Source organism: Erythrobacter sp. SCSIO 43205, assembly GCF_019904235.1.
Lineage (GTDB): Bacteria > Pseudomonadota > Alphaproteobacteria > Sphingomonadales > Sphingomonadaceae > Erythrobacter.
Genome location: NZ_CP063202.1, coordinates 2,146,088 through 2,172,022 on the forward strand (window position 1 = coordinate 2,146,088; position 25,935 = coordinate 2,172,022).

Sequence of the window (25,935 nt, forward strand, 5' to 3'; positions counted from 1 at the left end):
TGTCACTCATCGCAATTCAGCGAATAAGCTACTTCCTCCCAAGCTGCCGGACAGGCGATCTCAGATCGAGCGCGCATAACGATCCGGTTCGATCAGCAGTTCGGTAATCCGTTTGCGCAAAGTGTTACGATTGATACCCAGAAGCTTGGCGGCGCGCAGTTGATTGCCCCCCGTTTTTCTGAGCGCATATTCGATCAGGGGCTTCTCAAATGCCGCAAGCGCACTGCCGTAGACCGTGCCTGCAGGAGGGTCTTTGGCAAGCAACCACTGATCGAGCGCTGCTCCAATGCCTGCATTGGCATCATCACCCTCGCCCGCGCCCGGCATCATAGGCCGTTCTTCGCCAAGCGTGTCGATCAGGACTTCGCTGTCGATGGCATCCTTGCGGCTCATCACAGCGAGGCGATAGATCGCATTGCGAAGCTCGCGAACATTGCCCCTCCAATGCCTTGCCTCAAGTCCGGCAACCGCCTCTTTCGTAAGTTGGCGCTGAGGCAGGCCTTCATCCACCGCTTGAGCCAGAAAATGCTGGGACAACACTTCAATATCTTCGCGCCGCTCACGAAGCGGCGGGAGTTCGATCGGCACCACATTAAGACGATAAAACAGGTCTTCACGGAAGCGACCCGCTTCGATCAGAGGCATTAGGTCGCGGTTTGTGGCTGCGATAATCCGGACATCAACCGCAATTTCCTGACGCCCGCCAACCCGGCGGATCCGGCCCGATTGGAGCGCGCGAAGAAGCCGCGTTTGCGCCTCTGGCGGCATATCACCGATCTCGTCGAGGAAGAGTGTGCCTCCATTAGCCTGTTCGAACTTGCCGATGGCCTGCGCGACAGCGCCGGTAAATGCACCCTTCTCATGGCCGAAAAGCTCGCTTTCAACCAGGTCATGCGGGATAGCAGCGGTATTGACAGCAACGAACGGGCCGGTCCGCCGGCTGCCCAATTGGTGTATCGCTTCTGCGACCAACTCTTTGCCCGTCCCGCTTTCGCCTGTGACCAAAACTGTCAGATCGTTGCGCAGCACTCGGGTGATCATGCGATAAACGCTTTGCATTGCCGGGGAGCGCCCCACTAATGGCATTCCATCGCCCTCTTCGCTCAGCGAAAGCGTTTCAGAACTCTCCCGCCGACTTGCCACAGCTTGCGAAACAGCCCTTACAAGCTCATCTAGGTCGAACGGTTTTGGGAAATATTCGAACGCGTTATTATCGCTCGCGCGCACGGCGGTATCGAGCGTGTTTTGCGCCGACAGGACAATGACCGGCATTTCGGGGGCACTGCGCCTCACGGCATCGAGGCTTTGCAGACCATCGCCATCTTCAAGCATGACATCAGTCAGCATCACGTCGAACTTCTGGTTCTCAAGATAGATGTCACGCTCAGCAAGCTTGGTGCAACGCTTTATCGCATACCCCTCATCTTCAAGCGCAGCGGTAATGACAGTTGCAATCGCGCTGTCATCTTCAACAAGAAGGATGGACGCTGGCATAAACTCTACGCCCCTTCACTTTCAGAGGCATTCACTTTGGCAAGGGGCAAGTGAACCCGAAAGCGTGTCATTGCCTTCTTGGCATCGCGTTCGTGGCTGATCGATCCATTCATGTCGTGGACAAGCTTTCTTACAAGGGCAAGGCCAAGCCCCTGCCCGGACGGTTTAGAGGATACAAACGGCTCAAAGATGTGATCACGCATAGTCGGATCAACGCCGGGTCCATTATCGCTTATGGTGATTTCAATCGGCAAACGCACTGCGCGGCCTAACCTTATGGCGCTAAAGGCCAGGCCACTTACGAACCGGGTCCGAACCGTTACCTGCCCTTTTGCAGCTGAACTGACCGCGTCGCGTGCGTTCGAAATCAGATTGATCAAAACCTGCTCAAGCGCGTCTTGATTGGCGAGAACAGGAGGCAAGGAAGGGTCGAATTCTTCGATGATCTCAACCTTCCCCTTGTCAGCCGCGCGAACCGTCGCGATTGCTGTCCGGATGGCTTCGTGCGGATTGCACGCTTTTGTCACTTCAGGCGTGCGCGAACCCAATTGCTGCATTCGGTCAATCAGGCGCACAATGCGGTCCACCTCATCGGTGATCATCGTTGCAAGCTTGGTATCAGCGCCTTTGAGCTTGCGCGCCGCCAGTTGAGCCGCGCCGCGAATGGCAGCCAATGGGTTTTTGATCTCATGCGCGAGGATGGATGGAGCCCCGATGGTCGAGGCGAGTTCTTCATCATTCCCGGCCTCATCATAGCCGACTTCCGATAAAGTGATCACCCGCCATCCTGGATGACTCACAAGTGGTGAGGCGGTAAGATTAACGCGCTTCTCCGTCTCGCTTGCCGAAATAGTTATTTCGCGCGCGACAAGAGCAGCATCATTGACTGAAAGACGATGCTCGACCCTTGGGTCAAGCGGGCCGATAAGCTCGATCAGGTTCGCGCCCTTCAGGCGTTTTGCACTTTTGCCAAGCATATTCTCAGCCGCTTGATTGACTTGTACCACTCTCAAACTGGGGTCGATCAGAATAAGCGCAAAAAGAAGCCCTTCGATCTGTTCCGCCGCGCCGGGCGATGAAAGATCGCTTGATGAGATCGTCGAAGGACTGGCCACGGCCCGCGCTTACCTTGCCTCAGGCCGCTTTGGCGGTTCGGCCAAGGAACGGCTCGTAAAAACGCTCGATCTCGTCCAGCACCACGTCGGGATTGTCGATGAAATTGACTTTGTTGCGAAAGTCAGCGGAGCCATGCATCCCCTTTGTGTACCAACCCAGATGCTTACGCGCGATTTTTGTGCCGACGTCGCGGCCATAATGGTCGAGCATACGTTCATAATGCTCGATGAGCGTTGCATATTGCTCGTCAAAGCTTGGAGTTGGGATGCTTTCACCGGTTCGCCACCAGTGCATGACCTGACCAAGTAGCCACGGCTTGCCATAGGCGCCCCGGCCAATCATCAGACCGTCAGCGCCCGATTGTTCAAGAGCAGTGGCCGCATCCTCAATCGTGCAAATGTCACCATTGACGATCACGGGAATGGATACCGCTTCCTTCACCTTCCGAATAAAGGACCAGTCGGCGCTGCCTTTATACATCTGATTGCGCGTCCGACCGTGCACGGTGATCATCTTGACCCCCAGATCCTCAGCGATGCGAGCCATTTCAGGGGCGTTGAGGCTTTGGTGGTCCCAGCCCATGCGCATTTTGACCGTGACAGGCACATCGACCGCCTTGACCGTGGCTTCCATCAGCTTCGTTGCCAGCGGCACTTCGCGCATAAGCGCAGAGCCAGCGAGCTGACCCACGACTTTGCGCACCGGGCAGCCGAAATTGATGTCGATGATGGCCGCGCCATTGCCTTCCTGAAGCTTCGCCGCCTCGCCCATGGAGGCAGGATCACACCCGACCAGCTGCATTGAAACCGGTTCTTCGGTCTTGTCCCACTCCGCCTTTTGCACTGACTGGCGCGTTTCACGGATAGCCGCCTCGCTTGCGATCATCTCAGTCACATTAAGGCCAGAGCCATAGCGCCGCACAAGCGTGCGGAATGGCTTGTCCGTCACGCCCGTCATTGGCGCCAGGATCACGGGTTCATCAATCGTGACAGGGCCGACTTGGATCGGCTTTAGAGGAGGCGGAGTGGGAATGTCAGACATAGTGCGAATATAGGGCAAATAATGAGCAATGAAGAGGGGTCTGCTTAAATTTTGTGCAGCGCATAGTGCATTGCTAATGAGCCGTCCAGACCTTAAGCGCTTTGCCCGATGACAACCAAGCCGCCCCTCCCCCCATTTGCAGCGATTGTTGTGGCCGCTGGCAAGGGTTTGCGCGTTGGGGGCGAAACGCCAAAACAGTTTCGCAAGCTTCAGGGAAAGCCAGTGGTTCGCCACTCGGTCGAAACCTTGCTTGAGGCGGGGGCTGATCCTTTGGTCGTCGTTATCGCCGAGGGGACGCAAAGCCATGCTCGAAAAGCACTCAGCGGGCTTTCGGGTTATCAGTTTGTCATAGGCGGTGCCTCGCGCCAGGAGTCGGTTCGTTCAGGGCTCGAAGCAATTCAAGCCAGCGCGCCGACGCGCGTGCTCATCCATGATGCGGCTCGCCCTCATCTACCGATGGCGGTTATTGAGCGATTGATTACGGCTCTTCAGGATCACCCCGGCGCCATCCCTGTCCTTCCTGTGGTTGATAGCCTTGCGCTCGCAAGCGATGAAGGCACCATGCAAGGCTCAGCAGCGCGCGAGCAACTTCGCCGGGTGCAAACACCGCAGGCATTCCGCTACGCAGACATCCTCGCCGCTCACCGCGCATGGGCTGGCGATGCGGATGCAGGCGATGATGCGCAAGTGCTCGCGGCAAGCTCTGGTTCAGTTGCACTCGTGCAAGGCGATGAACGATTGAAGAAGATCACTTTCGCCAACGATTTAGAGGATAGCGAAATCAAACCACCTTTCCGCATCGGTCAAGGCTATGATGTCCACCGCCTCGAAGAGGGTGAGGAATTGTGGCTTGGCGGCATTCAGATTGAACACACGCACGGACTTTCTGGACATTCCGATGCTGATGTCGCACTGCACGCGATCACCGATGCGGTCCTCGGCGGGATCGGCGACGGCGATATTGGCACCCATTTCCCACCAAGCGATCCCCAATGGAAAGGCGCGCGGTCCGGTCAGTTTTTGGAGCACGCCGTCAAACTCGCTCATCAAGCGGGGTACACCATCGGTAACGTCGATCTGACTATTATTTGCGAAGCGCCCAAAATCGGACCGCACCGCCCAGCCATGCGCTCTGAGGTCGCAAAGTTAATGGGACTTGGCGAAGCGCAGGTAAGCATCAAGGCAACCACCACCGAAAAACTCGGTTTTACAGGCCGCAGCGAAGGGATCGCTGCGCAGGCCGTCGTATCCCTTATTGCAATGGAGAACCGTTCATGAAGACCAAAATTCTCAGCACCGCTCTCGCTTTCACTGCTCTTGCCTCAGCACAGGCCGCAGCAGCGCAGCAAACCTGCGTCGAAAGTGCGGACCTTTCCGACACGGTTACCTACGCAATGCCAGTGCTTTATGACGCAGTTCAGGGCCCTTGTTCGGCAGAATTTGCGGCAAGTGAGTTCATGACCAGCGAGGCTGACGCTTTCATCGCTCAGTTTGCCGAACTTCAAGACCAGGCATGGCCGGGCACTTTGCGGCTGCTTAAAGTCTTCATGGCGGCAGATGCAGCAGAAGAAGGCAAAGGCGAAGACCCCATGCTCGCTGCGTTTGAACAAATGCCACCAGAGGCCCTGCGCCCCTTGGTCGACGTATTCGTTGGCGAGATGATCAGGAATGACCTTGCTAAGGATTTGAAGCCGTCAACTTGCGTTGATATTGCGGAGGCGATGGAATTGGTGTCACCCCTACCACCAGAAAATATCGGCGGGCTTGCAGGATTCCTCGCGCGTGTCACCGGGCTCGATAATCCCGCAGTATGTGGAACTCCGCAAGCAGCTCAAAAAGCAAAGTAAGGCAAATCGTGGGCGAATATCTCCTCTCCGATGAAATCAGCGCGCTTGCCGCGCGCGTAGTAGAAGAAAACGCAAAGGCTGGCCGCAAAGTCGCCACTGCTGAAAGCTGCACTGGCGGCCTTGTCGCTGGTGCCTTGACTGAAATAGCAGGTTCATCCGCAGTGCTTGAACGCGGCTTTGTCACCTATTCCAATGAAGCGAAGATGGAAATGCTGGGCGTTGCTCAGGACATCATCGAAACCTTCGGCGCGGTGTCTATTGCCTGTGTTTGGGCCATGGCCAAAGGCGCTCTTGAACGCTCCAATGCAGATGTAGCCGTCGCCATCAGCGGGGTTGCAGGGCCCGGCGGCGGCACTCAGCTAAAGCCGGTCGGGACAGTCGTTTTTGCGCGCGTTGTGCGCAATCAGGATGGCGATCCGGAAGGCGAACTTAAGCACTTTGAAGGCGGTGATGGTCCCGGTGGTCGGGCCGAAATCCGTCGTCAGGCGACGATCTGCGCGCTCGAATTGTTGTTGCCGTAAAGCTCACCAGCGCGCTTTTCAAAAGCGGCAACCATCTTACGAAAAGCGCGATCGAAATACTGTCCGGCAATCGCTTGAAACACACGATTCTTAAATTCGAAATCGACAGCAAAGTCGATCTCGCACGTATTTTCGTCGATCTCGCGAAAGGTCCACACATTATCAAGGTCCGATAACGGCCCATCGACGTAGTGCACCGCAATCTGGTTAGGCCGATCCTTCATCACGCGCGAGGTGAAAGTCTCACGGATCGACTTAAAACCGACAACCATATCCGCAAGCATTTCCGTTTCGCTATTAGAGCGCACGCGTGTTGCGATAACCCATGGCAAGAACTCGCGATATTTGCCCACGTCCGCGACCAGATCAAACATCTGCTCAGCGCTGTAAGGCAGCCTGCGGGTTTCCCTGATCCCAACCATTAGACCGCCAATTGATCACGCTTGCGGGACTTGGCCAGCTTTTCCTCGCGTGCCTTGCGCATGATAGCGAAATCATCGCCTGCATGATAGCTTGAGCGGGTCAGCGGGCTTGAGGCTACTTGCAAGAAGCCCTTCGCCCGCGCAATTGAGCCGAACGCCGAGAACGCTTTGGGCGTGACGAACTCTTCCACCTTCGCGTGTTTCGGGGTCGGCTGAAGATATTGACCCATGGTGATGAAATCGACTTCAGCAGAGCGCATATCATCCATCACCTGATGCACTTCGAGACGCTGCTCACCAAGACCGAGCATAATGCCCGACTTTGTAAAGATCAGCGGATTGTGCGCTTTCACTTCTTCAAGCAGCCTGAGCGATGCGTAATAACGCGCGCCGGGGCGAATGGTTGGATATAGGCGCGGCACTGTTTCGAGGTTGTGGTTGTAAACATCCGGTCCCGCTTCACAAATCGCTTCGACAGCGGCGCGCATTTTGCCGCGAAAATCGGGGGTCAATATTTCAATCGTGGTGCTGGGAGTGTTGCGACGCAGCGCCTCGATCACCTTAACGAACTGCCCTGCCCCGCCGTCGGGCAAATCGTCGCGATCCACGGATGTGATAACTATGTGTTCAAGCCCCATCTTAGCCGCTGCAACCGCAGTGTTCTCCGGCTCCATAGGGTCAACGGCGCGCGGCATACCCGTCTTGACGTTGCAGAACGCACACGCTCTTGTGCACACATCACCAAGGATCATCACGGTGGCGTGTTTTTTCGACCAACATTCACCGATATTGGGGCACGCCGCCTCCTCACACACCGTATTGAGGTTAAGATCGCGCATCAATTTGCGCGTCTCGTGATAGCCTTTGCTCAAAGGCGCGCGGACACGAATCCAATCGGGTTTGCGCTGCCGCTGTGGCCGCTCTCCTGATGGAGCACTCTCAGGCGTATTCGAAAGGTCATTCATGGCCCTCCACTTAGGCCTGATACTCCCCCATCGCAAGCCGAGCAGATCATAGGCTGTCTGGCCTAGGCCGAGAAAATGGAACAATCTTGGTCGGCCACGAGTATTGGGTTGCAGGCAAATCAACGCTACAGGGCCCGTCATGTTGGAAACTGCAATACAGACCTTCACATCCCCGGTGGTCTTGTTCTTCGTGCTGGGGCTGTTTGCCGCCTATGTGCGTTCAGACCTCTCCATACCTGAACCCATTGCCAAAGCGATGTCGCTTTATCTGATGGCGGCCATTGGCCTAAAAGGCGGGGTGGCCGTCTCCAAGTCGGGTATCGATATGACGGTGATCTCTGCCCTGGGAGCAGGAATTGTCGCGGGCTTTTTTCTCCCCTTCTTCGCTTACGGCGTGCTCAAAACCTTCGGCAAACTTGACCGGATAAACTCAGGCGCGGTCGCCGCGCACTACGGGTCGATCAGCGTCGTGACCTTTGTGACGGCAACCGAAATCTTGACCGGACAAGCTCGTGAGCCGGGCGGCTATATGGTTGCGGTTATGGCTGCGATGGAAGCCCCCGCCATTTTGAGCGGTCTTGTCCTAGCGCGCGGGCTTGGCAGTTCAGGCGAACAAAGCACTGGCGAAATGTTGCACGAGGTGTTCACGAATTCCTCGATCATGCTTCTACTTGGTGCATTCGTAATCGGCATGATTGGCGGAGCAGATGGCTTTGCCCCAGTAAGCCCATTTTTCGAAGCTGGGTTCAAAGGCGTGCTTTGCATTTTCCTTCTCGATATGGGCTTGATTGCCGCTCGCCGGATGATTGATGCACGCGCCGTGACGTGGCGCCTTGGTGCGATTGCGGTCTTTCTTCCCTTGGTGAACGGGCTTGTCGGTACAGCGCTTGGCGTTGGCATCGGCCTTGATACAGGTTCATCCGCAGCGCTTGGCGTATTGTGCGCAAGCGCAAGCTACATTGCAGTTCCTGCCGCTATGCGACTTGCCCTGCCCGAAGCCGATCCGGGGATATACCTTACCATGTCGCTTAGTATCACCTTCCCGTTTAACGTGCTTATCAATATCGGTGTTATCAGCGCTTTCGCGGCAATGCTGACAGGGATAGATGGAGGGGTCCGATGATCGAAACAGTCACCCGCAAACGCATTGAAATCCTGACCGATAAAGCGCTGCAAAAGCGTGTGACCGATGCGATTGAAAAAGCCGGGATCATCGGCTGGACTGTCTTACCGGTCAGCAGCGGGAAAGGGCGCGAGGGGGTCTGGCGCGAGGAAAGCGTCATGGGGACCGACAAGGTCTTTGTCCTGACAATAGCGTCGGAAGAAAACGCACAGGCCCTTGCAGAGGCCCTCGCACCTATGCTTACGAACTTTGGATTCCTGCTCTCGATGTGGGATGTTCAAGTTATTCGCGGGGAACGGTTCACCTAAAAGCCCTCCTCCGCTATCTGGAGAGGGATCGCAAGTGCCCGAATACGCTGAGCTTTTACAAGGTTATCGTCGCTTTCGCGAGGGTGTCTACCCGCGCCAGAAAGAGCGTTTCGATGAAACGATTGCTAAGGGCCAGCACCCCAAGATCCTGATCATTGGATGCTCGGACAGTCGCGTAGACCCTGCACAGATTTTCGACGTTGATCCGGGCGATATTTTCGTTGTCCGCAATGTTGCAGCCCTCGTACCTCCGTTTGAAACCTCAGGGGGGCAGCACGGTGTTTCTGCGGCTGTGGAATTTGCGGTGCAAATGCTCGAAGTTGCGCAAGTCGTCGTCATGGGTCATGGCCGGTGCGGCGGGTGTCAAGCTGCGCTGACCAAGGCTTTTGAAAATGCCGATCACGGCCAAGGCGCATTTATCGCCAATTGGGTTGGCCTGCTTGACGAAGCGCGCGACAAGGTGGCCAGCAAATACGGGACCGAAGGCCGCAAAGCAGAGCTCGCGATGGAATTTGCAGCCATCAGGCAAAGCATCGACAACTTGCGCACCTTTCCATGGGTTGCGGAAAAAGAGGCTGCCGGCGCGCTCAAACTGCGCGGTGCCCATTTCTCCATCGCGGAGGGTATCTTGTACTCACTCGACGAGGAAACCGGGGCATTCCTTCCCGAAGATTAAACCAGCACCGCTGCAAACTCCCCAAGAAATGAAGGCATTATGGCTGATAGTGAACTCAAGAATATCGCCCTGCTGATTGATGCAGACAACACGATGCCCAACGGGATTGATCCGGTTTTGACCGTCATGGCAGAGCTTGGACAGGTCAACATCCGACGGGCCTATGGCAATTTTGCCAAGGACAATCTGGCAGGATGGGAGACGATCACCAACAAGTTCGGAATTCGGCCACAGCAGCAGTTCGATGTCTCTAAAGGCAAGAACGCAACCGACATGGCAATGACGATCGATGCGATTGACCTTTTGTATCAAGGCAAAGTGGATGGCTTTGGTCTGATGACATCGGACAGCGATTTCACACCTCTTGTCACTCGGCTGAGGCAGGATGGTATCATCGTTTACGGCTTTGGTGAGGCGAAGACACCTCAAGCGTTCAAATCTGTCTGTACGCGCTTTATCGACATCAAGAAACTGATTGCGACCAATGCGAGCGAAAATAGCATTGGCCAAAAAGAAGCGAAAAGCTCTGATGCTTCTGTCGACGAAGACCTCAACGAGCTTATCACTGCAGCTTATTCCGAGGCGAAAAAGGACCAGGGCTTTGCGCGACTTTCTCAAGTCGGGCAGATCGCCGGGAACCGTTCAAGCTTCGATGTGCGCAATTATGGTTTCAAGAGCCTCAAGGATTTGTTTGAGAGTCTCGACAACTTCAGGCTTGAGACGCGCGATGACAATCAGGTTTATGTGAAACGCGAAAGATAGGCGCCGTCACAGCAATTGCCCACGAAAAAGGGCGCCGGAATTGCTTCTGGCGCCCTTCTTTTGTTTGTCTTGCCCGAATGGTTACATTGTCGCAGGAGCAGCCGGTGCAGCGCCCGTCTCACCTTCAAGCTCATCGGCATAGGCCGTCCACAGCATAGCCAGCGGCATTCGCGAACCGCTGATGCGGCTGAGGCTTTCGCGAGCGGCTGCATAATCACCTGCACCGATCTGTGCGATGGCGAGGCGGTTGAGTTCCTCGTTCATCTCGACCCCTGGCATTGTCACAGCTCGTTCGTAGAACTTGATCGCCTTGTCGTATTGGCCATAGCTCAGGAACGCGTCTCCTGCCGCAACGACGGTGCGAAGACCGGCATTAGGTGCGGAGGCGTCCGCTTCGAGCGCCGGCAAATCAGCACGGTCGCTGGCGAGGCGGCTATTAGCAATGCCCAACTGTTCGACCATGTAGAGGTTTGAGTCGACGAGAATCCCTGCCGCTTTGCCCTCTTCGATGATGCTCTTCACCTCGCTCGGGAGGCGACGCGCATCTGCAACTTCGATATAGAAGTCATAATCAGATGCCGAGTTCAATGCACCGGTTTGACGTGCAAGGCGGAAGAGGTCGAGCATCTCAGCCGGCTTAAACTCATTAAGGTTACGAGCGATGTTGATAGCATCGCGCCAATTGCCCTCACTAGGGAAATCCGCAAGCCACATCGTTGCAACTTCGTAAACGGTAGGGCTCAGCTCATTTTCATAAGCGACTGAGATACCGCGGCGATACCACGCTTCGTCAACTGGTTGACCAGCGGCCTTTTGCTGGGCGACTGCGTCTTTCAGATACTTGAAACCAGCGTCAAATTCACTGTTGCCAAAATAGCTTTCCATCATTGCAATCCGCAGGCTCGCAGGAGTGATGGTGTCAGTGGTGAAGTTGTTATCAATTGCAGCCTGAAGATAGGTGCGGGCTTTCCCGGTCATATTCAGGCGATCAGCAAGCTGATAGGCGATAAAGTTGTAACGCCCTGCGTTTGCTGCATCGACCTTGCCACTGGCCAGCATCGCTTCCATACCTTGCAGTTGAAGCGCCGGATCTTGAAGACGCACACCTGAATTGAACATCAGACCGCCGCCAGCGATCTTTTCATCAGGCGTGTTGAGAAGCCCTGCAAGCGCGTCAAACTGGGCGCGCTGTGAGGCAAGATCGGAGCCTTCTGTATTCATGAGCTCGTTCAGCGGCTGATAAACAGCGATGAACTCTTTCGAATAGCCGCCGCCATCGTTTTCATCTTTTTTCTTTTTGCGCTGCGCACTGGCTTCGGCGGGCATAACAGCTGTCGTCGCGACCGCTGCACCCGTTGCCAAGGCAATGGCCAGGGCGAGCGAAGACGTGCGCTTGCGCGAGAAAAATGTGATCATTGTGGTTCTCTCCAACAAAGGGTTTTCATAGCCGTCCGTTTGGGAGCACGGCTGTTTGATGAATCTCTAGGCCGCTCAATGGACGAGGCTGTTTCCTATTGCAATTGGTACTAGAGGAAGCGTGCTGAACGAGGATTGAATGGAGTGTAAATATCGATCAAAGCCGCGCAATGATCGTTCACAAGACCTAAGAGAGCGGAGGATGAACCGGACGGCTGACCCCAAATGTGGAAAAAGCCCGGAATGAACCGGTATCTTGCCCCCCATCGGTGGCGCTGAGCGTCCCGATACCCTACATTAGACGCAAAGAAATAGAAGAGAGCGAAAAGGCTTTTCCTTGAGCGACGATAACGACATCCTCGAACCCACTGCTTCGGCACCTGTTCCAAGCGAATATGATCGCATCGACATCGTCGATGAAATGAAAACGAGTTATCTCGATTACGCGATGAGCGTGATCGTGAGCCGCGCCCTTCCCGATGTGCGCGATGGTTTGAAACCGGTTCACCGCCGCATTTTGTACGCCTCGAAACTTGGCAATTTCGTAGCCGGACGCCCTTACGTGAAAAGCGCGAAGATCGTCGGCGATGTGATGGGCGATTTCCACCCGCACGGCGACAGCGCTATTTACGATGCCCTTGCCCGGCTGACACAAGATTGGTCAATGCGCGTGCCTCTGATCGATGGTCAGGGCAATTTCGGCTCGATGGACCCCGATCCACCAGCGTCCATGCGTTACACCGAAGCGCGTCTCGCACGCGTGGCCGATACGCTGCTCGATGACCTTGATAAGGACACGATTGATTTCGTTCCAAACTACGATGGCCGTAAAAAAGAGCCATCGGTCCTTCCTGCCCGCTTCCCGAACCTCCTCGTCAATGGCGCGGGCGGTATTGCAGTGGGTATGGCGACCAATGTGCCACCGCATAACCTTGGTGAGGTCATCGACGGATGTCTCGCCTTTATGGACAACCCGGCAATCACATCTGAGGAATTGATTGAATATATTCCGGGACCAGATTTCCCGACTGCCCCCCTCATTCTTGGCACCAGCGGCGCCAAAGCTGCATACACCAAAGGACGCGGCTCAATCCTGATGCGTTGTCGTCACGAGATCGAGACACGCAAAGGCGACCGGGAAAGTATCGTCTTCACCTCAATTCCTTATCAGGTGGGCAAGGCTGGTCTTGTTGAGAAGATCGCCGATGCCGCCAAGGAAAAACGTATTGAGGGCGTTGCCGACATCCGCGACGAAAGCTCGCGCGCTGGCGTGCGTGTCGTGATCGACCTGAAACGCGATGCGACGGCTGAAGTCGTGCTGAACCAGATCTGGCGCCATACTCCTGCGCAAAGCTCATTCCCTGCAAATATGCTGGCAATTCGCGGCGGGCGCCCTGAAACGTTGATGCTGCGCGACTTTATCCAGGCGTTCATTCAATTCCGCGAAGAGGTCATCACCCGGCGCACCAAGTTTGAACTCAATCGCGCCCGTGAGCGCGCGCATATATTGCTTGGCCTTGTTGTCGCGGTGTCCAACCTCGATGAAGTCGTGGCTATCATCCGGGGCGCGCCGAACCCGGCAACTGCGCGCGAGCGCTTGCTCGCTAAAGAATGGCCCATTGGCGATATTGCTCAGTACATCCGGCTTGTTGAGGCGATTGAGCCTTCTGCCGACCAAGAGGGCGGCACCTATCGTCTCTCTATCCGGCAGGTTAAAGCGATCCTTGACCTTCGTCTCCACCGTCTCACGGCTCTGGGACGCGACGAGATCGGTGATGAGCTTAAGGAACTTGCCGACAGGATTGCCGAATATCTCGAAATCCTTGCGGATCGAGTGAAGCTCTACGCAGTGATGCGCGAGGAGCTGGAGGAGATCCGCGCAACCTACGCAACACCGCGCGTCTCGGAGATCGCGCCAGCTTGGGATGGTCTTGACGATGAAGACCTGATTGAACGCGACGATATGGTCGTGACGGTCACTCTCGACGGGTACATCAAGCGCACTCCTTTGAGCACCTTCCGCGCGCAAAACCGTGGTGGCAAAGGACGCGCCGGGATGTCGACCAAGGATGAGGACGCGATTGCGGAAATGTTCGTCACTTCGACGCACAATCCGGTCCTGTTCTTCTCCACCGCTGGCAAGGTGTACCGCATCAAGGTTTGGAAGCTTCCCGAAGGCGGTCCGGCAACGCGCGGGCGGCCAATCATTAACCTGCTTCCGGCTCTTGACGATGGTGAGACAATCCAGACTGTCCTCCCGCTACCGGAGGATGAAGAATCGTGGGGCGCGCTTTCGGTTGTGTTTGCAACAGCCAAGGGCAATGTGCGCCGCAACTCTATGGACGCATTCAGCAACATCCCTTCCAACGGCAAATTCGCCATGCGGTTTGACGAGGATAGCGATGACCGCCTGATCGGCGTGCGATTGGTCGAGGCTGGTGATGATGTGATGCTCGCCTCTAAAACCGGGAAGGCGATCCGCTTTGGCGCTGAAGAAGTGCGCGAGTTCACCTCTCGCACATCCACTGGCGTTCGCGGTATGAAGCTGGTTGAGGGCAACGAAGTCGTCTCGCTTTCGACCTTGAGCGCGACGGGCACAACCGCTGAAGAGCGTGAACAATATCTCAAATTCGCGCCCTACAAGGGTGAACGCGAAGGCGAGCCGAATCTGTCGGCTGAGCGATTCTCAGAGATTGAGGACAAAGAGCAATTCATCCTCACTGTGTGCGCCAATGGCTATGGCAAGGTGTCGAGCTCTTATGAATACCGCACCACCGGCCGCGGCGGTCAGGGCGTTGTCAACATCGACAATATCGAGCGAAACGGTCCGGTTGTGGCCAGCTTTGTGGTCAGCAAAGGCGATCAATTGATGCTCGTCACCGATCAGGCCAAGCTTATTCGCATCGGACTTGAAAGCTTGCGCGTCATGGGCCGGAATACGGCGGGCGTGCGCCTCTTCAATGTCGGCAAGAACGAGCACGTCGTCTCAGCTGTGCGTATCGACGAAACCGAAGAGCCTGAGAATGAGGGCGAAGAGGCCATTGTCGAAGAGATGGTGGAACGCAAAGGCGGCGGGGACGCAACCACGCCAGACACCACACCCCAAAGCGACAGTGATATTGGCGAGGAACCGCCGGAGTAGGAGACTACTTCGCCGGAACCTCGCCACGCAAAGTCTGAACCACCCCGGTTGCGATCATCAATTGGCCCGCAAAGTATAGTGGCCAGACCGCCAGATCTGGCACAGGTGAAAGGTCAAACGGCCCCATGCGGCTAAAGATCAGCCAATCGCTCACCACGAAAAGCAGCGCTCCGACGCCCACGCGGTAGCGCGGAAAGCTGCTCGTCCAAGCGGCAGCCGCCATCGCGCCGAGGGTCGTTGCGTAGATACCGATCAAAGCATCGCCAGAAAGAACATAGGAGAACGCTGGCACCGCTATGATGAGGGCGAAGCCAAGAAGGCCTTGGCTGAACGCTGCCTGCTCTCGCCGATTGCGCATATAAAGCACTATCGCTGCCAAATGGGAGGCCGCAAACAGCGCCCCGCCTGCTTCGAACCAAAGCTCCAGTGCCATGTCGCCAAGCGCCGAAAGCGCAAGAGCTATCGTCAGGATCATGCCATCTGCGCCCGGCGCGCGGCGCAAGGCATAGATGGCAAGGAACCCAACTCCTGCGCCTTTTATCGCGATTTCAATCGGTTCGACTTTGATGCTGTCTTGAAGCACGTAATAAGCCACCGCCGCGAAAACCGCAGCAAGCAGCCAGGGACGATGTTCGACAAGCGCACGTCTGGGCATTTTGGCTCTCAATTCCTCTTCTTGCCTTGAAGGCACGCTAGCACGGGGCTACTTCGCGAGCCATGACGACAACCCAATTCACACACGATGTCCACATTATCGGTGGCGGCCTTGCCGGATCAGAAGCCGCTTGGCAGCTTGCCAATCGCGGGATCAAAGTGCGCCTTTCTGAAATGCGCGGTTCGGGTGAGATGACGCCTGCGCACCAGACCGACGGCCTCGCTGAACTGGTGTGCTCAAACAGTTTTCGTTCGGATGATGATACAAAGAACGCGGTGGGCCTGCTTCACCACGAGATGCGTGAGTTGAATTCCATAGTTATGCGCGCCGGCGAAATTGCCCGCGTGCCCGCAGGAAGCGCGATGGCGGTGGACCGCGATGTGTTTTCCGCCGAAGTTGAAAAAGCGCTGAAAGAGCACCCTAACGTAGAGATCGTGCGAGAGCGCGTGGACCAGCTGCCCGAGGCAGGCCTTACCATTGTCGCGACTGGCCCCCTTACCGCGCAATCGCTAGCGCAAAGCATCATTGGAACTACAGGGCAGGAACGCCTTGCTTTCTTCGATGCCATCGCTCCCATCGTTCACCGCGACAGCATTGATATGTCTAAATGCTGGATCCAGTCGCGCTGGAACAAACGGACCGAAGCCTCCAACGAAGACGGCGATTACATCAATTGCCCGATGACGAAGGAGCAATATCTCGCTTTTCACAAAGGCCTGATCGAAGGCGAAAAAGGCGAGTTCAAGGAGTGGGAGAAAGACACTCCTTATTTTGATGGCTGTATGCCGATCGAAGTGATGGCCGAGCGCGGGGTTGAGACACTTCGTTATGGCCCGATGAAGGGTGTGGGCCTCGACAATCCTTACGACACCAGTGAAGAACATCCGCAAGGGCGCTGGCCCTATGCGGTGGTGCAGCTTCGCCAGGACAATAAGCTTGGCACGCTTTGGAACATGGTAGGTTTCCAAACCAAGCTTAAATATGGCGCGCAGATTGACCTTTTCCGCACCATTCCGGGTTTAGAAAACGCGGAATTTGCAAGGCTTGGCGGCCTACACCGAAACACTTTCCTCAATTCGCCCGAAGTACTCGACCGGCAATTGCGTTTGAAAGCCGCGCCCCATATTCGCTTTGCGGGGCAAGTGACGGGCTGCGAAGGCTATGTCGAAAGCTCGGCAATCGGCCTTGTTGCAGGGATGATGACCGCCACCGAGCTTGCCGGCAAAGAGTGGACGCCCCTGCCCGCAACGACCGCCATGGGCGCGCTTTTGAGCCACATCACCGGCGATGCAGACGCAGCAACGTTTCAGCCGATGAATGTGAATTTCGGCCTCTTCCCGCCGCTGCATGAGGTGAAGAAGAAACAGCGCAAGGAAGCGTACACTTCGCGAGCAAAGGCGGATTTGGCGCAGTGGATTGCCGGAACGCGAGAGGTCGAACCTGCCTGATCCTTCGCGATCTCCAGCGAAAGCTGGAGTCCATCATCAGGTTTACGAGATGGATTCCTGCGTGCGCAGGAAATCACAGATGAGCTAACAACGACACGCTGGCTTACGCGTCCGCTTTGGCGCAGAGGTCGCAAACTCGGCCTGCGTCAATTCCGCATCGCCATTGCTATCCATCTCGGCGAAGCGATCCGATGTGCGCACCGCCCATTCCTCAAATGTCAGCAAATTATTGCCGTCTTTATCGAGCTTGCGAAACGCGTCCGAGCGCGTTGAGAGCATCTCATTGCGCGTGATTTTGCGGTCGCGGTTGCGGTCGTAACGAAAAAAACGGCGCTCTTCGCGGGTTAGCTCAGATGCTTCGGGCGGAGCAGGCCCGATCATATCGCCCGCATCGCTTTCAGGAAGAGCATCAGGGTCAACCTGCACAATCTCCTCTGGCTCAGGCGGAGGCGGCGCATTAGCCTCTACCTGTGCGCGGCCCTGCCACCAGAACACGCCAACGCCTGCAAAGACTAGTCCCAAGAACACACCAAGCACTGTTTGACGCATCTGCTTTCCCTCATTCAGCCACAGCGGCATAAGTACATTGACTTAGCGTCCGAAGAAAGCGGCTCTTATTGCGGTGAGTGATGCGCCCCGGCCTTCCATTAATGGGCGCCCTCCTTTTTTAAGCGATCTCAATGATAAAGCGCTGAGCACTGCCAGGCCCTTCATCGCAGATGGCAGTCGTTTGTCTGCGGTTCCAAGCTGCAATCCAAGCGTGGTCAGCATCTCGCGCTCTTCTTCGAGCGAAACATTGCAGGCAAGGTCTGCAAGCGCCCAGCTCTTCGCCTCGATATGACCAATCCCTGTCCCTGCCTCGCCGAACACGCCGACTAACGCCTTGGCGCGGCCCTCTGCAAAGGCGAACGCATCCGCTTGGGCAAGGGGTGGCTCGGCCAGCAAATGCTCCCAGCCATCAATCAAGGGGATGAGGGAGGCTTCACGACCTGCAAATTCGCCCCCGACAGCATCAAGCACCACGTCTCCCCCCGGACGCTCGCTTACGGGTTTGTTCAAGGTTTCGCGCCACCATGCAAGCCGCATCTGGCCCAGCATGGTCTCACTGGTCCCAGCTACAATGCGGCCCAAACGCACATCAAGCTCAAAGAATATCCTTAACGAGCGGCGATAGAGCCGCGGCGTGTGCGCAAGCGCAAGCTCGATTTCGGCGGGCAGGATTTCATCTAAAACAGCAGACATCGGGGCAACTTCTAGGGTGGGGACGCGAGAGTTTGCAATCTCGCTTTGGCAAATGTTCGGGTTGGAAACTGAAGTTAAAACGAGGGGGATTGAGTAAGATTGCGTTAACCAGAAAGCTTCGCAATCCGCTTACCCCCATTGGTCTATCACCACGGTCCAATAGCTAAATTTTCGTGGAATTTGCACGCGAAAAACAACCTTGAGGACAAAGTACCATGGGTAAATCGCTGATACCGACGGGCTCGTTTCTCCGGCGCATAGCGCGGGATACGACTGCGAACACGCTCGCTATTTCAGCAGCGGCGATGCTGCCGCTGATGGCCATGGTCGGAGGCGGCGTTGATGCAAGTCGCTACTACATGGCGGAATCGCGCCTTCAGGCGGCTTGTGACGCAGGCGCTCTTGCCGCGCGCCGCGCGATGGATGACAACGACTTCAACAATGAGCACAAGACGGTCGGCCTCAACTTTTTTGACAACAATTACAAAGAAGGCACCTTCGGGCTTGAAGAGCTTGAGCGCAATTACGTCGGGACTAGCGATGGCGAGGTGAACGGAACGGCGTCAGGCAAGCTTCCATCCTCGATCATGGGCGCGTTCGGCTACAAAAACTTCCCGATCGAAGTCGAATGTCAGGCAGACATCAACATTGCGAACACAGACATTGTGCTGGTGCTCGATACCACTGGCTCGATGGACGGCCAGCCCATTCAGGATCTGCGGGATGCGACCCTGTCGTTCTATGACACGATTGAGGACGCAACATCTGATGCAGCGCAGGTGCGCTATGGGATTGTGCCTTATTCCTCTCAGGTCAATGTTGGCCAACTTCTCCAAGCCAGCTGGATGAAATCGACCCACACCTATCAATCGCGCGAGACAATCCGCACTTTCGGAACGCCTACGACCGAAAGCATCGATGTCGTTCGTACTGGCAATGCAACCAATTTCCAAAACCTGCCTAACCAGCAGTATTACAGCGAAATTCTCCCGACATATAACGATTGCGTGGACGTTGCCTTCACCAACGAGCCGGGCAACAACGAATACATCACGCACGATCCCGCTGGGCTGACGCTGGTTTCACAAACAACCGAGGGGACCAGGACGATCTCTGTTTACGAAGGGATCGCTCAGTATCTCAACCTCAACTTTTCAAGCGGGACGTGGTTTGGTTACACCTCGTCGACGTACCGTGAATGTCGCTTGTATTTTAACCGCCAGTCGTATGACGCGTGGTCAACAATCACTATTGTTGAAGACACCCCTTACGAGTGGGATTGGGAATACAAGCCTGTGTCCTACAACGTTAGCGGAGTCCTTTCGAGCGGATTCCTTCAAGCCAACACCGGCGATGACATGGCGGTCGAAACGCACAACTGGAACGGCTGTATCGAAGAAGCTCAAACCGTAAACACTGCCGTTTGGGATCCGGTTCCAGCGGGTGCGTTTGACGTTGATATCGACCTTGTACCGAGCAGCGAGGCTCAACGCTGGGCCCCCATGCTCCCGACCTTGGTGCGCCCTCGCTACAACGATAACTCAAACCGTTACGATGAGGCGAACTACGTTCTGGCCAATATGCGTTCTGAAGAGGACAAGCAGCCAATCTGGACAACCTGTCCCAAGCCAGTTCGCCAGCTCGATGAAATGCCTAATCGCTCTGAGCTTGAAGATTATCTGAGTGCTGCGGAAGGCTTTGTTGCAGACGGTGCGACATACCACGATATCGGAATGATCTGGGGTGGCCGGATGATTTCGCCCGATGGCATTTTCTCGTCGCGCAATCAGACAGGCTCAAACGGTCAATCCATCTCGCGCCATATCGTGTTTATGACCGATGGTGTGATGTTCGGAAACAACCGCGTCTATTCGCCGTGGGGTTACGAATGGTGGGATCGCCGCGTCACCGACGACGGCGACCAGGACAACAACACCGCCATCCACGCCGAACGCTTTCAGGCCGCTTGCCGCGCGGTTCGCAACAAGAACATCACCGTTTGGGTGGTCGCTTTTGGCACGGCGCTTTCGCAAAACCTCATCGACTGTGCGACTCCGGGCCGTGCCATGCGCGCAGCCGACGGTGACGAACTCGATGAAAAATTCCGCGAGATCGCTGAAAAGATCGCTGACCTGAGGTTGACCAAGTAATGGCTATCAAGACTACTCAACGCTTGAAGCGCGATACCCAAGGCGCGGCATTAACAGAGTTCGCTCTGGTCGCGCCGGTCCTGATCCTGATGATCATGGGTATCTTTGATATGGCTCACTCAAGCTATACCAACTCGCTGATGAACGGCGCCATTCAAAAGGCAGCGCGCGACCTCACTCTCGAGACGGGCGTGGTGAGGCAGGAAGATATCGATGACAGAGTGATCAATCAGGTCCGCAATGTCGTGCCCGCCACTGCCAAAGTCGAGCTTGTAAAGCTGTCTCACTTCGAATTCGAGGACATTGGTCAGGAAGAAGAATACACCGACACCAATGGCAACGGCAAATGCGACGGCGGCGAGCCGTACATTGATTACAACAACAACGGGCAATGGGATAAGGATCGCGGCGCAGAAGGCATTGGCGGGGCACGCGACGCGGTGCTTTATACAGTCAACGTCAGCTATGACCGGCTTTTGCCGATGGCTTATCTGGCGGGTCTTTCCGACACTATCAATTTGAGCGCCTCGACCGTTCTTCGCAACCAGCCATATGCCGAACAGGTTGTCTCTGTTTCACAAGGGAATTGCTAGTGAGCAAGATCAAAGCCCCCAAATTTACGCGGCTGCGCAAAGCAGCAAGCAAACTGCGCACTCTGGTACGCGACAATTCGGCCATTGCCCTCACCGAATTTGCATTTGCAGCGCCAATCACGCTCAGCATGGGGATGCTGGGCACTGAAACGGCCTATTTTGCGATCTCGCATATGCAGATGAGCCAAATCGCAATGCAGGTCGCCGATAATGCGAGCCGCGTTGGCGATAGCGCGCTCGCCGCGCAGGTTGTAACCGAAAAGGATATCAACGGCGTTCTGGTCGGTGCCGAACGGCTTGGCGAGAAATACGGCATCTTTGAAAACGGCCGCGTGATCATATCAAGCCTCCAGGTGAACGCCGATGGCGGCCAATGGATCGCATGGCAGCGTTGCCGGGGTGCGAAGGTGAAGAATTCCAAATACGGGACGGAAGGCACCGGGGCGGATGGCACAGCTTTCAAGGGCATGGGCGATCCGGCCAAGCCGGTCACAGCAAGCGCGGGAACGGCGGTTATCTTTGTAGAGGTGTATTACACCTATGATCACATCACGCCGTTCGAATTGTTCGGTGAAAAAGAATTCCAGTACGAAGCAGCGTTCAATATTCGCGACGTGCGTGATTTGAGCGGCCTGCAGCAAACCAATCCGGTGAGCCCGGTCGCACGGTGCAATCAATACACCAAAGACCTCGCCTGAAGCATTTGGCGATTGCGCGAATTTTGGGGAGAGCGGCCAACCGTCGCCCTCCCCTTTTTTCTTACTTGTAACAAACCTTTTTGACGGCCTCGACAATGCGTGGTGCGTCAATCAGCGCAAGCTTTTCAAGGTTGGCTGCATAGGGAAGCGGCACGTCCTCGTTGCAAACCCGCGTGACGGGTGCATCAAGATCGTCAAATCCCTCTTCCATACAGATCGCGACAATTTCAGACGCGATGGAGCAAGTCGGCCAGCCTTCTTCCGCGATGACAAGACGATTGGTCTTGGCAAGGCTCTTAAGCACGGTTTCCTTGTCCAGCGGGCGCAGGGTGCGAAGGTCAATGACTTCTGCGTCAATCCCCTCTTCCGCAAGCGTTTCAGCCGCTTCAAGCGCGAGGCCCACACCGATGGAATAGGATACGATGGTCGCATCCTTGCCCTCACGCATGATCCGCGCCTTGCCGATGGGGAGCACGTGATCGTCGAGGTCTGGCACATCGAAGCTGCGGCCATAGACGAGTTCATTTTCGAGGAAGACCACCGGATCCTCTGAACGGATTGCCGCCTTCATCAAGCCCTTTGCATCCGACGCATCATAGGGTGCAATGACGATCAGGCCGGGGACGCTGGCATACCATGGGCCATAGTTTTGTGAGTGCTGTGCCCCTACACGCGATGCCGCACCATTGGGGCCACGAAACACGATGGGGCAACGCATCTGGCCGCCTGACATATAATTGGTCTTAGCCGCCGAGTTGATGATGTGGTCAATCGCCTGCATGGCGAAGTTGAAGGTCATAAACTCGACAATTGGACGCAAGCCCCCCATCGCAGCGCCCGCACCAATGCCAGCAAAGCCATATTCGGTGATCGGCGTATCAATCACGCGCTTTGGACCAAACTCGTCGAGCAAGCCTTGGGTGACTTTGTAAGCCCCTTGGTACTCGGCGACTTCCTCACCCATGACGAAGACACGCGGGTCAGCGCGCATTTCTTCGGCCATGCCATCACGCAAGGCTTCGCGCACGGTTGTCGAGGTGAAGCTCGTGCCCTCAGGGATTGCCGGATCGCTGGCCCTGGCTTTAGCCTTGGGCGGGCTCGCCGCAGTTCCTTCGGACGCAGCAGGCGCAGGTGTCGGAGCGGGAGCCGGCGTTGGGTCTGGCGTAGGCGCCGGAGAAGCCTCAGCCCCCTCGCCTTCCATATGCGCAATCACCGTGCCGACAGCGACATTCTCAGTGCCTTCCTCAACAAGGATTTTCGAAAGCACGCCTTCGTCGATGGCCTCAAATTCCATTGTGGCTTTGTCGGTTTCGATCTCCGCGATGATATCGCCGGGCTCGATTGTATCGCCCTCAGCCTTAAGCCAGCGGGCAAGTGTGCCCTCCTCCATTGTGGGCGACAGAGCGGGCATTTTGAGTTCGATAGCCATCAGTAATTCTCCACCAAAACATCGGTGTAGAGTTCGGATGGATCCGGCTCTGGCGAACTTTCGGAGAAATCAGCGGCTTCGGTCACGATCTTGCGAATGTCCTTGTCGATAGCCTTTAGGTCAGCCTCATCATGGCCCTTTTCGATCAGCGTGCGCTTGAGCCGCTCAATCGGGTCGTGTTTCTCGCGCTGTTCCTGCACTTCGTCGCGGGTGCGGTATTTGGCCGGGTCAGACATGGAGTGGCCGCGATAGCGATAGGTGTTGAGTTCCATGAGAACCGGCCCCTTGCCCTCGCGCACGTGCTTGAACGCAACCTCAGCCGCCGCGCGCACTTCGAGGACGTCCATGCCGTTTACGTCCATGCCCGGAATGCGGAAGGCCGTGCCGCGGCGGTGGAAGCGGGTTTCAGCTGACGAGCGGGCGCTGGCTGTGCCCATTGCGTATTGGTTATCCTCGACCACGAATACGATTGGCAGGTTCCAAAGCGCGGCCATGTTGAACGTCTCGTAAACCTGCCCCTGGTTCGCCGCACCATCGCCGAAATAGGCAAGGCACAGGCCCCCGTCCTCATTGTATTGATGAGCGAGCGCGAGCCCCCCGCCAAGCGCAACCTGAGCACCGACAATACCGTGGCCGCCGTAAAATTTGTGCTCGGTCGAGAACATATGCATTGACCCGCCTTTGCCCTTCGAAATCCCGGCTTCACGGCCCGTCAGCTCAGCCATAATGACTTTGGGATCAATGCCATAGGCAAGCATATGCCCGTGATCACGGTAGCCGGTGATCACGCTGTCCTTGTCATTGTCGAGCGCGGATTGCAGACCAATCGCAACAGCTTCCTGACCGATATAAAGGTGGCAGAAACCGCCAATCAGGCCGAGGCCGTACAGCTGGCCCGCCTTTTCCTCAAACCGGCGGATGAGCAGCATCTGCTTGTAAAATTCAAGCATCTGCTCATCGCTTGCTGCATAGGTTTTACTTTTTTCAAACTCCTCCTGTAACGAGTGGAGGATAAAATCGCTGTCATCTGATGGCGCGGGGGAGGCCGGCGCTTTCTTTATCGCGGGCTTTCTGGCGGCGGGTTTCTTAGCCAAAGTGAGTGTCCCTTCTCTCATGCGACTTGTCTGAGGAAATGCCTCAAAACAAGCGTCTTGCCCACCGCTATAGGCAGCACTCCCAGGGTGACGCAACGTCAAGCGCGGTGAATAGGTATTAAATTACCAGTACGGTTAATTCTGGTATTTTCACGAACCAAAACGGTCGCAGAAAGTCAGTCTTCCAAAGTGACGACGATCTCATCAGGGTGAAGCACTCCCAAATCCTTGCGCACCAATTCGCCAACAAGGTCAGGATCAGCGCCATTGGGATCAAGCAGTTGCACCCGGTTTTGCAACGCATCACGTTTTTCGGTGAGCGCCGCAATCCGCGCCTCCCGTTCAGCAAGGACTTCGGAATTTTCCGCCCAAGCCAACAGCCCCGTCGGCCCCGCAATTGCGCCGATTGTAAGCACCACAAGCAAAACAAGCGCGAGGCTTTGCTTCACGTGTTCTTGTGGTTGTCTTCGCATGGGGGTTCCCTGTCCTTCAATTGTCACAGAATCACAGTTAACGCGCCCATGCAAGCGAAATGCGAATCAACGGCAAATTTTCGCGCCAAATTGGTGAATCTGTCTAATATGAACGCGGCAAACCGAGAACGTGTTCAGCCAGATAAGAGAGGATCAGATTGGTCGAGATCGGGGCAACCGTGTAAAGCCGCGCCTCGCGAAACTTGCGTTCGACGTCATACTCTTCGGCAAAGCCAAAGCCGCCAAACGTCTGGACACACATATCAGCCGCCGCCCAGCTTGCTTCGGAAGCCAGCAACTTGGCCATATTGGCCTCCTCCCCCGGATTGCCACCTTGGTCATACACTTGCGCTGCGTGGTGAACCATGAGTTCAGCGGCTCGCATCTGCGCATAGCTACGGGCGATGGGGAATTGCACGCCTTGGTTTTGACCAATGGGTCGGGAAAATACGTTGCGGTCGCTGGCGTAGCTTCGCGCTTGCTCGATGAACCACTTGGCATCGCCGATACATTCCGCTGCAATGAGAATACGCTCTGCGTTCATTCCGGAGAGAATGTAACGAAAGCCCTTCCCCTCTTCGCCTACGAGGCTCGATGCGGGGATGCGCAAATCGTCGAAGAACACCTCGCATGAAGAATGGTTCATCATCGTGCGGATGGGCTTGATGCTCATGCCTTTCTTAAGCGCTTCTTGCATATCGACCAGAAAGATCGACAGCCCTTCGGTTTTCTTCTCAACCTCTTCTTTTGGTGTGGTCCTGGCCAGCAAGAGCATGAGATCGGAATGTTCGGCGCGGCTAGTCCATATCTTCTGGCCGGAGACGACATATTCATCTGCGTGACGCACAGCCTTGGTCTTGAGGCTAAGCGTGTCGGTGCCGCTGGTGGGCTCTGAGACGCCGAAGGCCTGCAGACGCAGATCACCATTCGCTATGCGCGGCAAAACTCGCGCCTTTTGCTCTTCTGAACCAAAGCGCAGCAGCGTATTCATAATGTACATTTGCGCGTGCGCCGAACTGCCATTGCAACCCGAAGCTTGGATTTCCTCCATGATAACGCAGGCTGCATCGAGGCTCAGCCCGCTTCCGCCATATTCGGCTGGTATCAAGGCGGCGAGGAAGCCCGCTTTGGTAAGAGCGTCAACAAATTCGCCCGGGTAATCACGCGCTGCGTCTTTCTCGCGCCAATACTCCCCCGGAAAGTCATCGCACAATGCTCTCACAGAGCGACGGATTTCAGCGACCTCTTCGCTCTCGTGGGGCATTTCTTATCCTCTCTCGTTCACTAATCCGGCGCCTTATCAGGAGGCCGCGTGCAAAT

General features: G+C 55.9%; 25 protein-coding genes. 12 read left to right on the top strand and 13 right to left on the bottom strand.

The genetic code is table 11. The features are described from left to right. Window positions 1-60: 60 nt before the first annotated feature. From INR77_RS10140 to dusB, 3 genes are read right to left on the bottom strand one after another with little or no spacing between them, the layout of a single operon-like run. Window positions 61-1,494, bottom strand: a complete 1,434-nt coding sequence (locus INR77_RS10140) for a sigma-54 dependent transcriptional regulator (protein WP_223070947.1) — start codon at window positions 1,492-1,494, stop codon at window positions 61-63. A gap of 5 nt (window positions 1,495-1,499) precedes the next feature. Further along, complete coding sequence (locus INR77_RS10145; RefSeq protein WP_255573731.1) at window positions 1,500-2,609, bottom strand: nitrogen regulation protein NR(II); 1,110 nt, start codon at window positions 2,607-2,609, stop codon at window positions 1,500-1,502. Between the two features lie 19 nt (window positions 2,610-2,628). Then, window positions 2,629-3,651 (bottom strand): tRNA dihydrouridine synthase DusB, encoded by a 1,023-nt coding sequence (gene dusB, locus INR77_RS10150; RefSeq protein ID WP_223070948.1) that lies wholly within the window; start codon window positions 3,649-3,651, stop codon window positions 2,629-2,631. 108 nt (window positions 3,652-3,759) lie between these two features. Between dusB and INR77_RS10155 the strand changes: the two genes are divergently transcribed. From INR77_RS10155 to INR77_RS10165, 3 genes are read left to right on the top strand one after another with little or no spacing between them, the layout of a single operon-like run. After that, on the top strand, window positions 3,760-4,929 hold the full coding sequence (locus INR77_RS10155) for a bifunctional 2-C-methyl-D-erythritol 4-phosphate cytidylyltransferase/2-C-methyl-D-erythritol 2,4-cyclodiphosphate synthase (RefSeq protein ID WP_223070949.1): 1,170 nt from the start codon (window positions 3,760-3,762) through the stop codon (window positions 4,927-4,929). Further along, window positions 4,926-5,498, top strand: a complete 573-nt coding sequence (locus INR77_RS10160) for a hypothetical protein (protein ID WP_223070950.1) — start codon at window positions 4,926-4,928, stop codon at window positions 5,496-5,498. The genes INR77_RS10155 and INR77_RS10160 overlap by 4 nt, the downstream gene beginning before the upstream one ends. A gap of 8 nt (window positions 5,499-5,506) precedes the next feature. Next, window positions 5,507-6,019 (top strand): CinA family protein, encoded by a 513-nt coding sequence (locus INR77_RS10165; RefSeq protein ID WP_223070951.1) that lies wholly within the window; start codon window positions 5,507-5,509, stop codon window positions 6,017-6,019. Here the strand turns inward: INR77_RS10165 and INR77_RS10170 are convergent. Both INR77_RS10170 and lipA read right to left on the bottom strand, forming a co-directional pair. Next, window positions 5,980-6,441, bottom strand: coding sequence for a type II toxin-antitoxin system RatA family toxin (locus tag INR77_RS10170; protein WP_223070952.1), 462 nt, complete (start codon window positions 6,439-6,441; stop codon window positions 5,980-5,982). The two genes, INR77_RS10165 and INR77_RS10170, sit on opposite strands and share 40 nt — an antisense overlap. Beyond that, on the bottom strand, window positions 6,441-7,406 hold the full coding sequence (lipA, locus tag INR77_RS10175) for a lipoyl synthase (RefSeq protein ID WP_223070953.1): 966 nt from the start codon (window positions 7,404-7,406) through the stop codon (window positions 6,441-6,443). The genes INR77_RS10170 and lipA overlap by 1 nt, the downstream gene beginning before the upstream one ends. Before the next feature lie 139 nt (window positions 7,407-7,545). Here lipA and INR77_RS10180 point away from each other — a divergent pair, with 139 nt between their 5' ends. The 4 genes from INR77_RS10180 to INR77_RS10195 are packed head-to-tail and all read left to right on the top strand — an operon-like array spanning window position 7,546 to window position 10,275. Next, window positions 7,546-8,529 carry a sodium-dependent bicarbonate transport family permease gene (locus INR77_RS10180; protein WP_223070954.1) on the top strand — a complete coding sequence of 328 codons (984 nt, stop codon included), beginning with the start codon at window positions 7,546-7,548 and terminating at the stop codon, window positions 8,527-8,529. Further along, window positions 8,526-8,837, top strand: coding sequence for a transcriptional regulator (locus tag INR77_RS10185; RefSeq protein WP_223070955.1), 312 nt, complete (start codon window positions 8,526-8,528; stop codon window positions 8,835-8,837). The genes INR77_RS10180 and INR77_RS10185 overlap by 4 nt, the downstream gene beginning before the upstream one ends. 34 nt (window positions 8,838-8,871) lie before the next feature. Beyond that, entirely contained in the window at window positions 8,872-9,513 is a 642-nt protein-coding gene (locus INR77_RS10190; RefSeq protein ID WP_223070956.1) for a carbonic anhydrase, read from the top strand. 39 nt (window positions 9,514-9,552) lie between these two features. Further along, entirely contained in the window at window positions 9,553-10,275 is a 723-nt protein-coding gene (locus INR77_RS10195) for an NYN domain-containing protein (protein ID WP_223070957.1), read from the top strand. 81 nt (window positions 10,276-10,356) lie between these two features. On the opposite strand, the gene INR77_RS10200 is transcribed toward INR77_RS10195, so the two are convergent. Continuing rightward, a complete protein-coding gene (locus INR77_RS10200) occupies window positions 10,357-11,691 on the bottom strand; it encodes a tetratricopeptide repeat protein (protein ID WP_223070958.1) in 1,335 nt (444 codons plus the stop codon). A 337-nt stretch (window positions 11,692-12,028) separates the two neighbouring features. Between INR77_RS10200 and gyrA the strand changes: the two genes are divergently transcribed. Next, window positions 12,029-14,833: a DNA gyrase subunit A gene (gyrA, locus tag INR77_RS10205; protein WP_223070959.1), complete on the top strand. Its 2,805-nt coding sequence runs from the start codon at window positions 12,029-12,031 to the stop codon at window positions 14,831-14,833. A gap of 4 nt (window positions 14,834-14,837) precedes the next feature. Here gyrA and INR77_RS10210 read toward each other — a convergent pair whose 3' ends face one another. Further along, window positions 14,838-15,488: a lysoplasmalogenase gene (locus INR77_RS10210; protein ID WP_223070960.1), complete on the bottom strand. Its 651-nt coding sequence runs from the start codon at window positions 15,486-15,488 to the stop codon at window positions 14,838-14,840. Between the two features lie 62 nt (window positions 15,489-15,550). On the opposite strand from INR77_RS10210, the gene trmFO reads away from it, so the two are divergent. Then, window positions 15,551-16,936 (top strand): methylenetetrahydrofolate--tRNA-(uracil(54)-C(5))-methyltransferase (FADH(2)-oxidizing) TrmFO, encoded by a 1,386-nt coding sequence (gene trmFO / locus INR77_RS10215; protein ID WP_223070961.1) that lies wholly within the window; start codon window positions 15,551-15,553, stop codon window positions 16,934-16,936. A gap of 84 nt (window positions 16,937-17,020) precedes the next feature. Here the strand turns inward: trmFO and INR77_RS10220 are convergent, their stop codons facing one another. Beyond that, complete coding sequence (locus INR77_RS10220) at window positions 17,021-17,485, bottom strand: EF-hand domain-containing protein (protein WP_223070962.1); 465 nt, start codon at window positions 17,483-17,485, stop codon at window positions 17,021-17,023. A gap of 42 nt (window positions 17,486-17,527) precedes the next feature. Continuing rightward, entirely contained in the window at window positions 17,528-18,178 is a 651-nt protein-coding gene (locus tag INR77_RS10225; RefSeq protein WP_223070963.1) for a hypothetical protein, read from the bottom strand. A gap of 215 nt (window positions 18,179-18,393) precedes the next feature. On the opposite strand from INR77_RS10225, the gene INR77_RS10230 reads away from it, so the two are divergent. Genes INR77_RS10230 through INR77_RS10240 form a run of 3 tightly spaced genes read left to right on the top strand, consistent with a single transcriptional unit; the run spans window position 18,394 to window position 21,619 of the window. Further along, window positions 18,394-20,328: a VWA domain-containing protein gene (locus tag INR77_RS10230; RefSeq protein ID WP_223070964.1), complete on the top strand. Its 1,935-nt coding sequence runs from the start codon at window positions 18,394-18,396 to the stop codon at window positions 20,326-20,328. Then, window positions 20,328-20,921 (top strand): TadE/TadG family type IV pilus assembly protein, encoded by a 594-nt coding sequence (locus INR77_RS10235; protein ID WP_223070965.1) that lies wholly within the window; start codon window positions 20,328-20,330, stop codon window positions 20,919-20,921. The genes INR77_RS10230 and INR77_RS10235 overlap by 1 nt, the downstream gene beginning before the upstream one ends. After that, the gene (locus tag INR77_RS10240; RefSeq protein WP_255573732.1) at window positions 20,921-21,619 is read left to right on the top strand and encodes a TadE/TadG family type IV pilus assembly protein; all 699 of its coding nucleotides are present in this window, start codon (window positions 20,921-20,923) and stop codon (window positions 21,617-21,619) included. The genes INR77_RS10235 and INR77_RS10240 overlap by 1 nt, the downstream gene beginning before the upstream one ends. A 61-nt stretch (window positions 21,620-21,680) precedes the next feature. Here the strand turns inward: INR77_RS10240 and INR77_RS10245 are convergent, their stop codons facing one another. The 4 genes from INR77_RS10245 to INR77_RS10260 all read right to left on the bottom strand — a co-directional run bounded on the left by INR77_RS10245 (window position 21,681) and on the right by INR77_RS10260 (window position 25,879). After that, window positions 21,681-23,048 carry a pyruvate dehydrogenase complex E1 component subunit beta gene (locus INR77_RS10245; RefSeq protein ID WP_223070966.1) on the bottom strand — a complete coding sequence of 456 codons (1,368 nt, stop codon included), beginning with the start codon at window positions 23,046-23,048 and terminating at the stop codon, window positions 21,681-21,683. After that, a complete protein-coding gene (pdhA, locus tag INR77_RS10250; protein WP_223070967.1) occupies window positions 23,048-24,142 on the bottom strand; it encodes a pyruvate dehydrogenase (acetyl-transferring) E1 component subunit alpha in 1,095 nt (364 codons plus the stop codon). Before pdhA ends, INR77_RS10245 begins: the two co-directional genes overlap by 1 nt. Window positions 24,143-24,318: 176 nt before the next feature. After that, the gene (locus INR77_RS10255) at window positions 24,319-24,615 is read right to left on the bottom strand and encodes a septum formation initiator family protein (RefSeq protein WP_223070968.1); all 297 of its coding nucleotides are present in this window, start codon (window positions 24,613-24,615) and stop codon (window positions 24,319-24,321) included. A gap of 103 nt (window positions 24,616-24,718) precedes the next feature. Beyond that, window positions 24,719-25,879, bottom strand: a complete 1,161-nt coding sequence (locus INR77_RS10260; protein ID WP_223070969.1) for an acyl-CoA dehydrogenase family protein — start codon at window positions 25,877-25,879, stop codon at window positions 24,719-24,721. Window positions 25,880-25,935 lie beyond the last annotated feature (56 nt).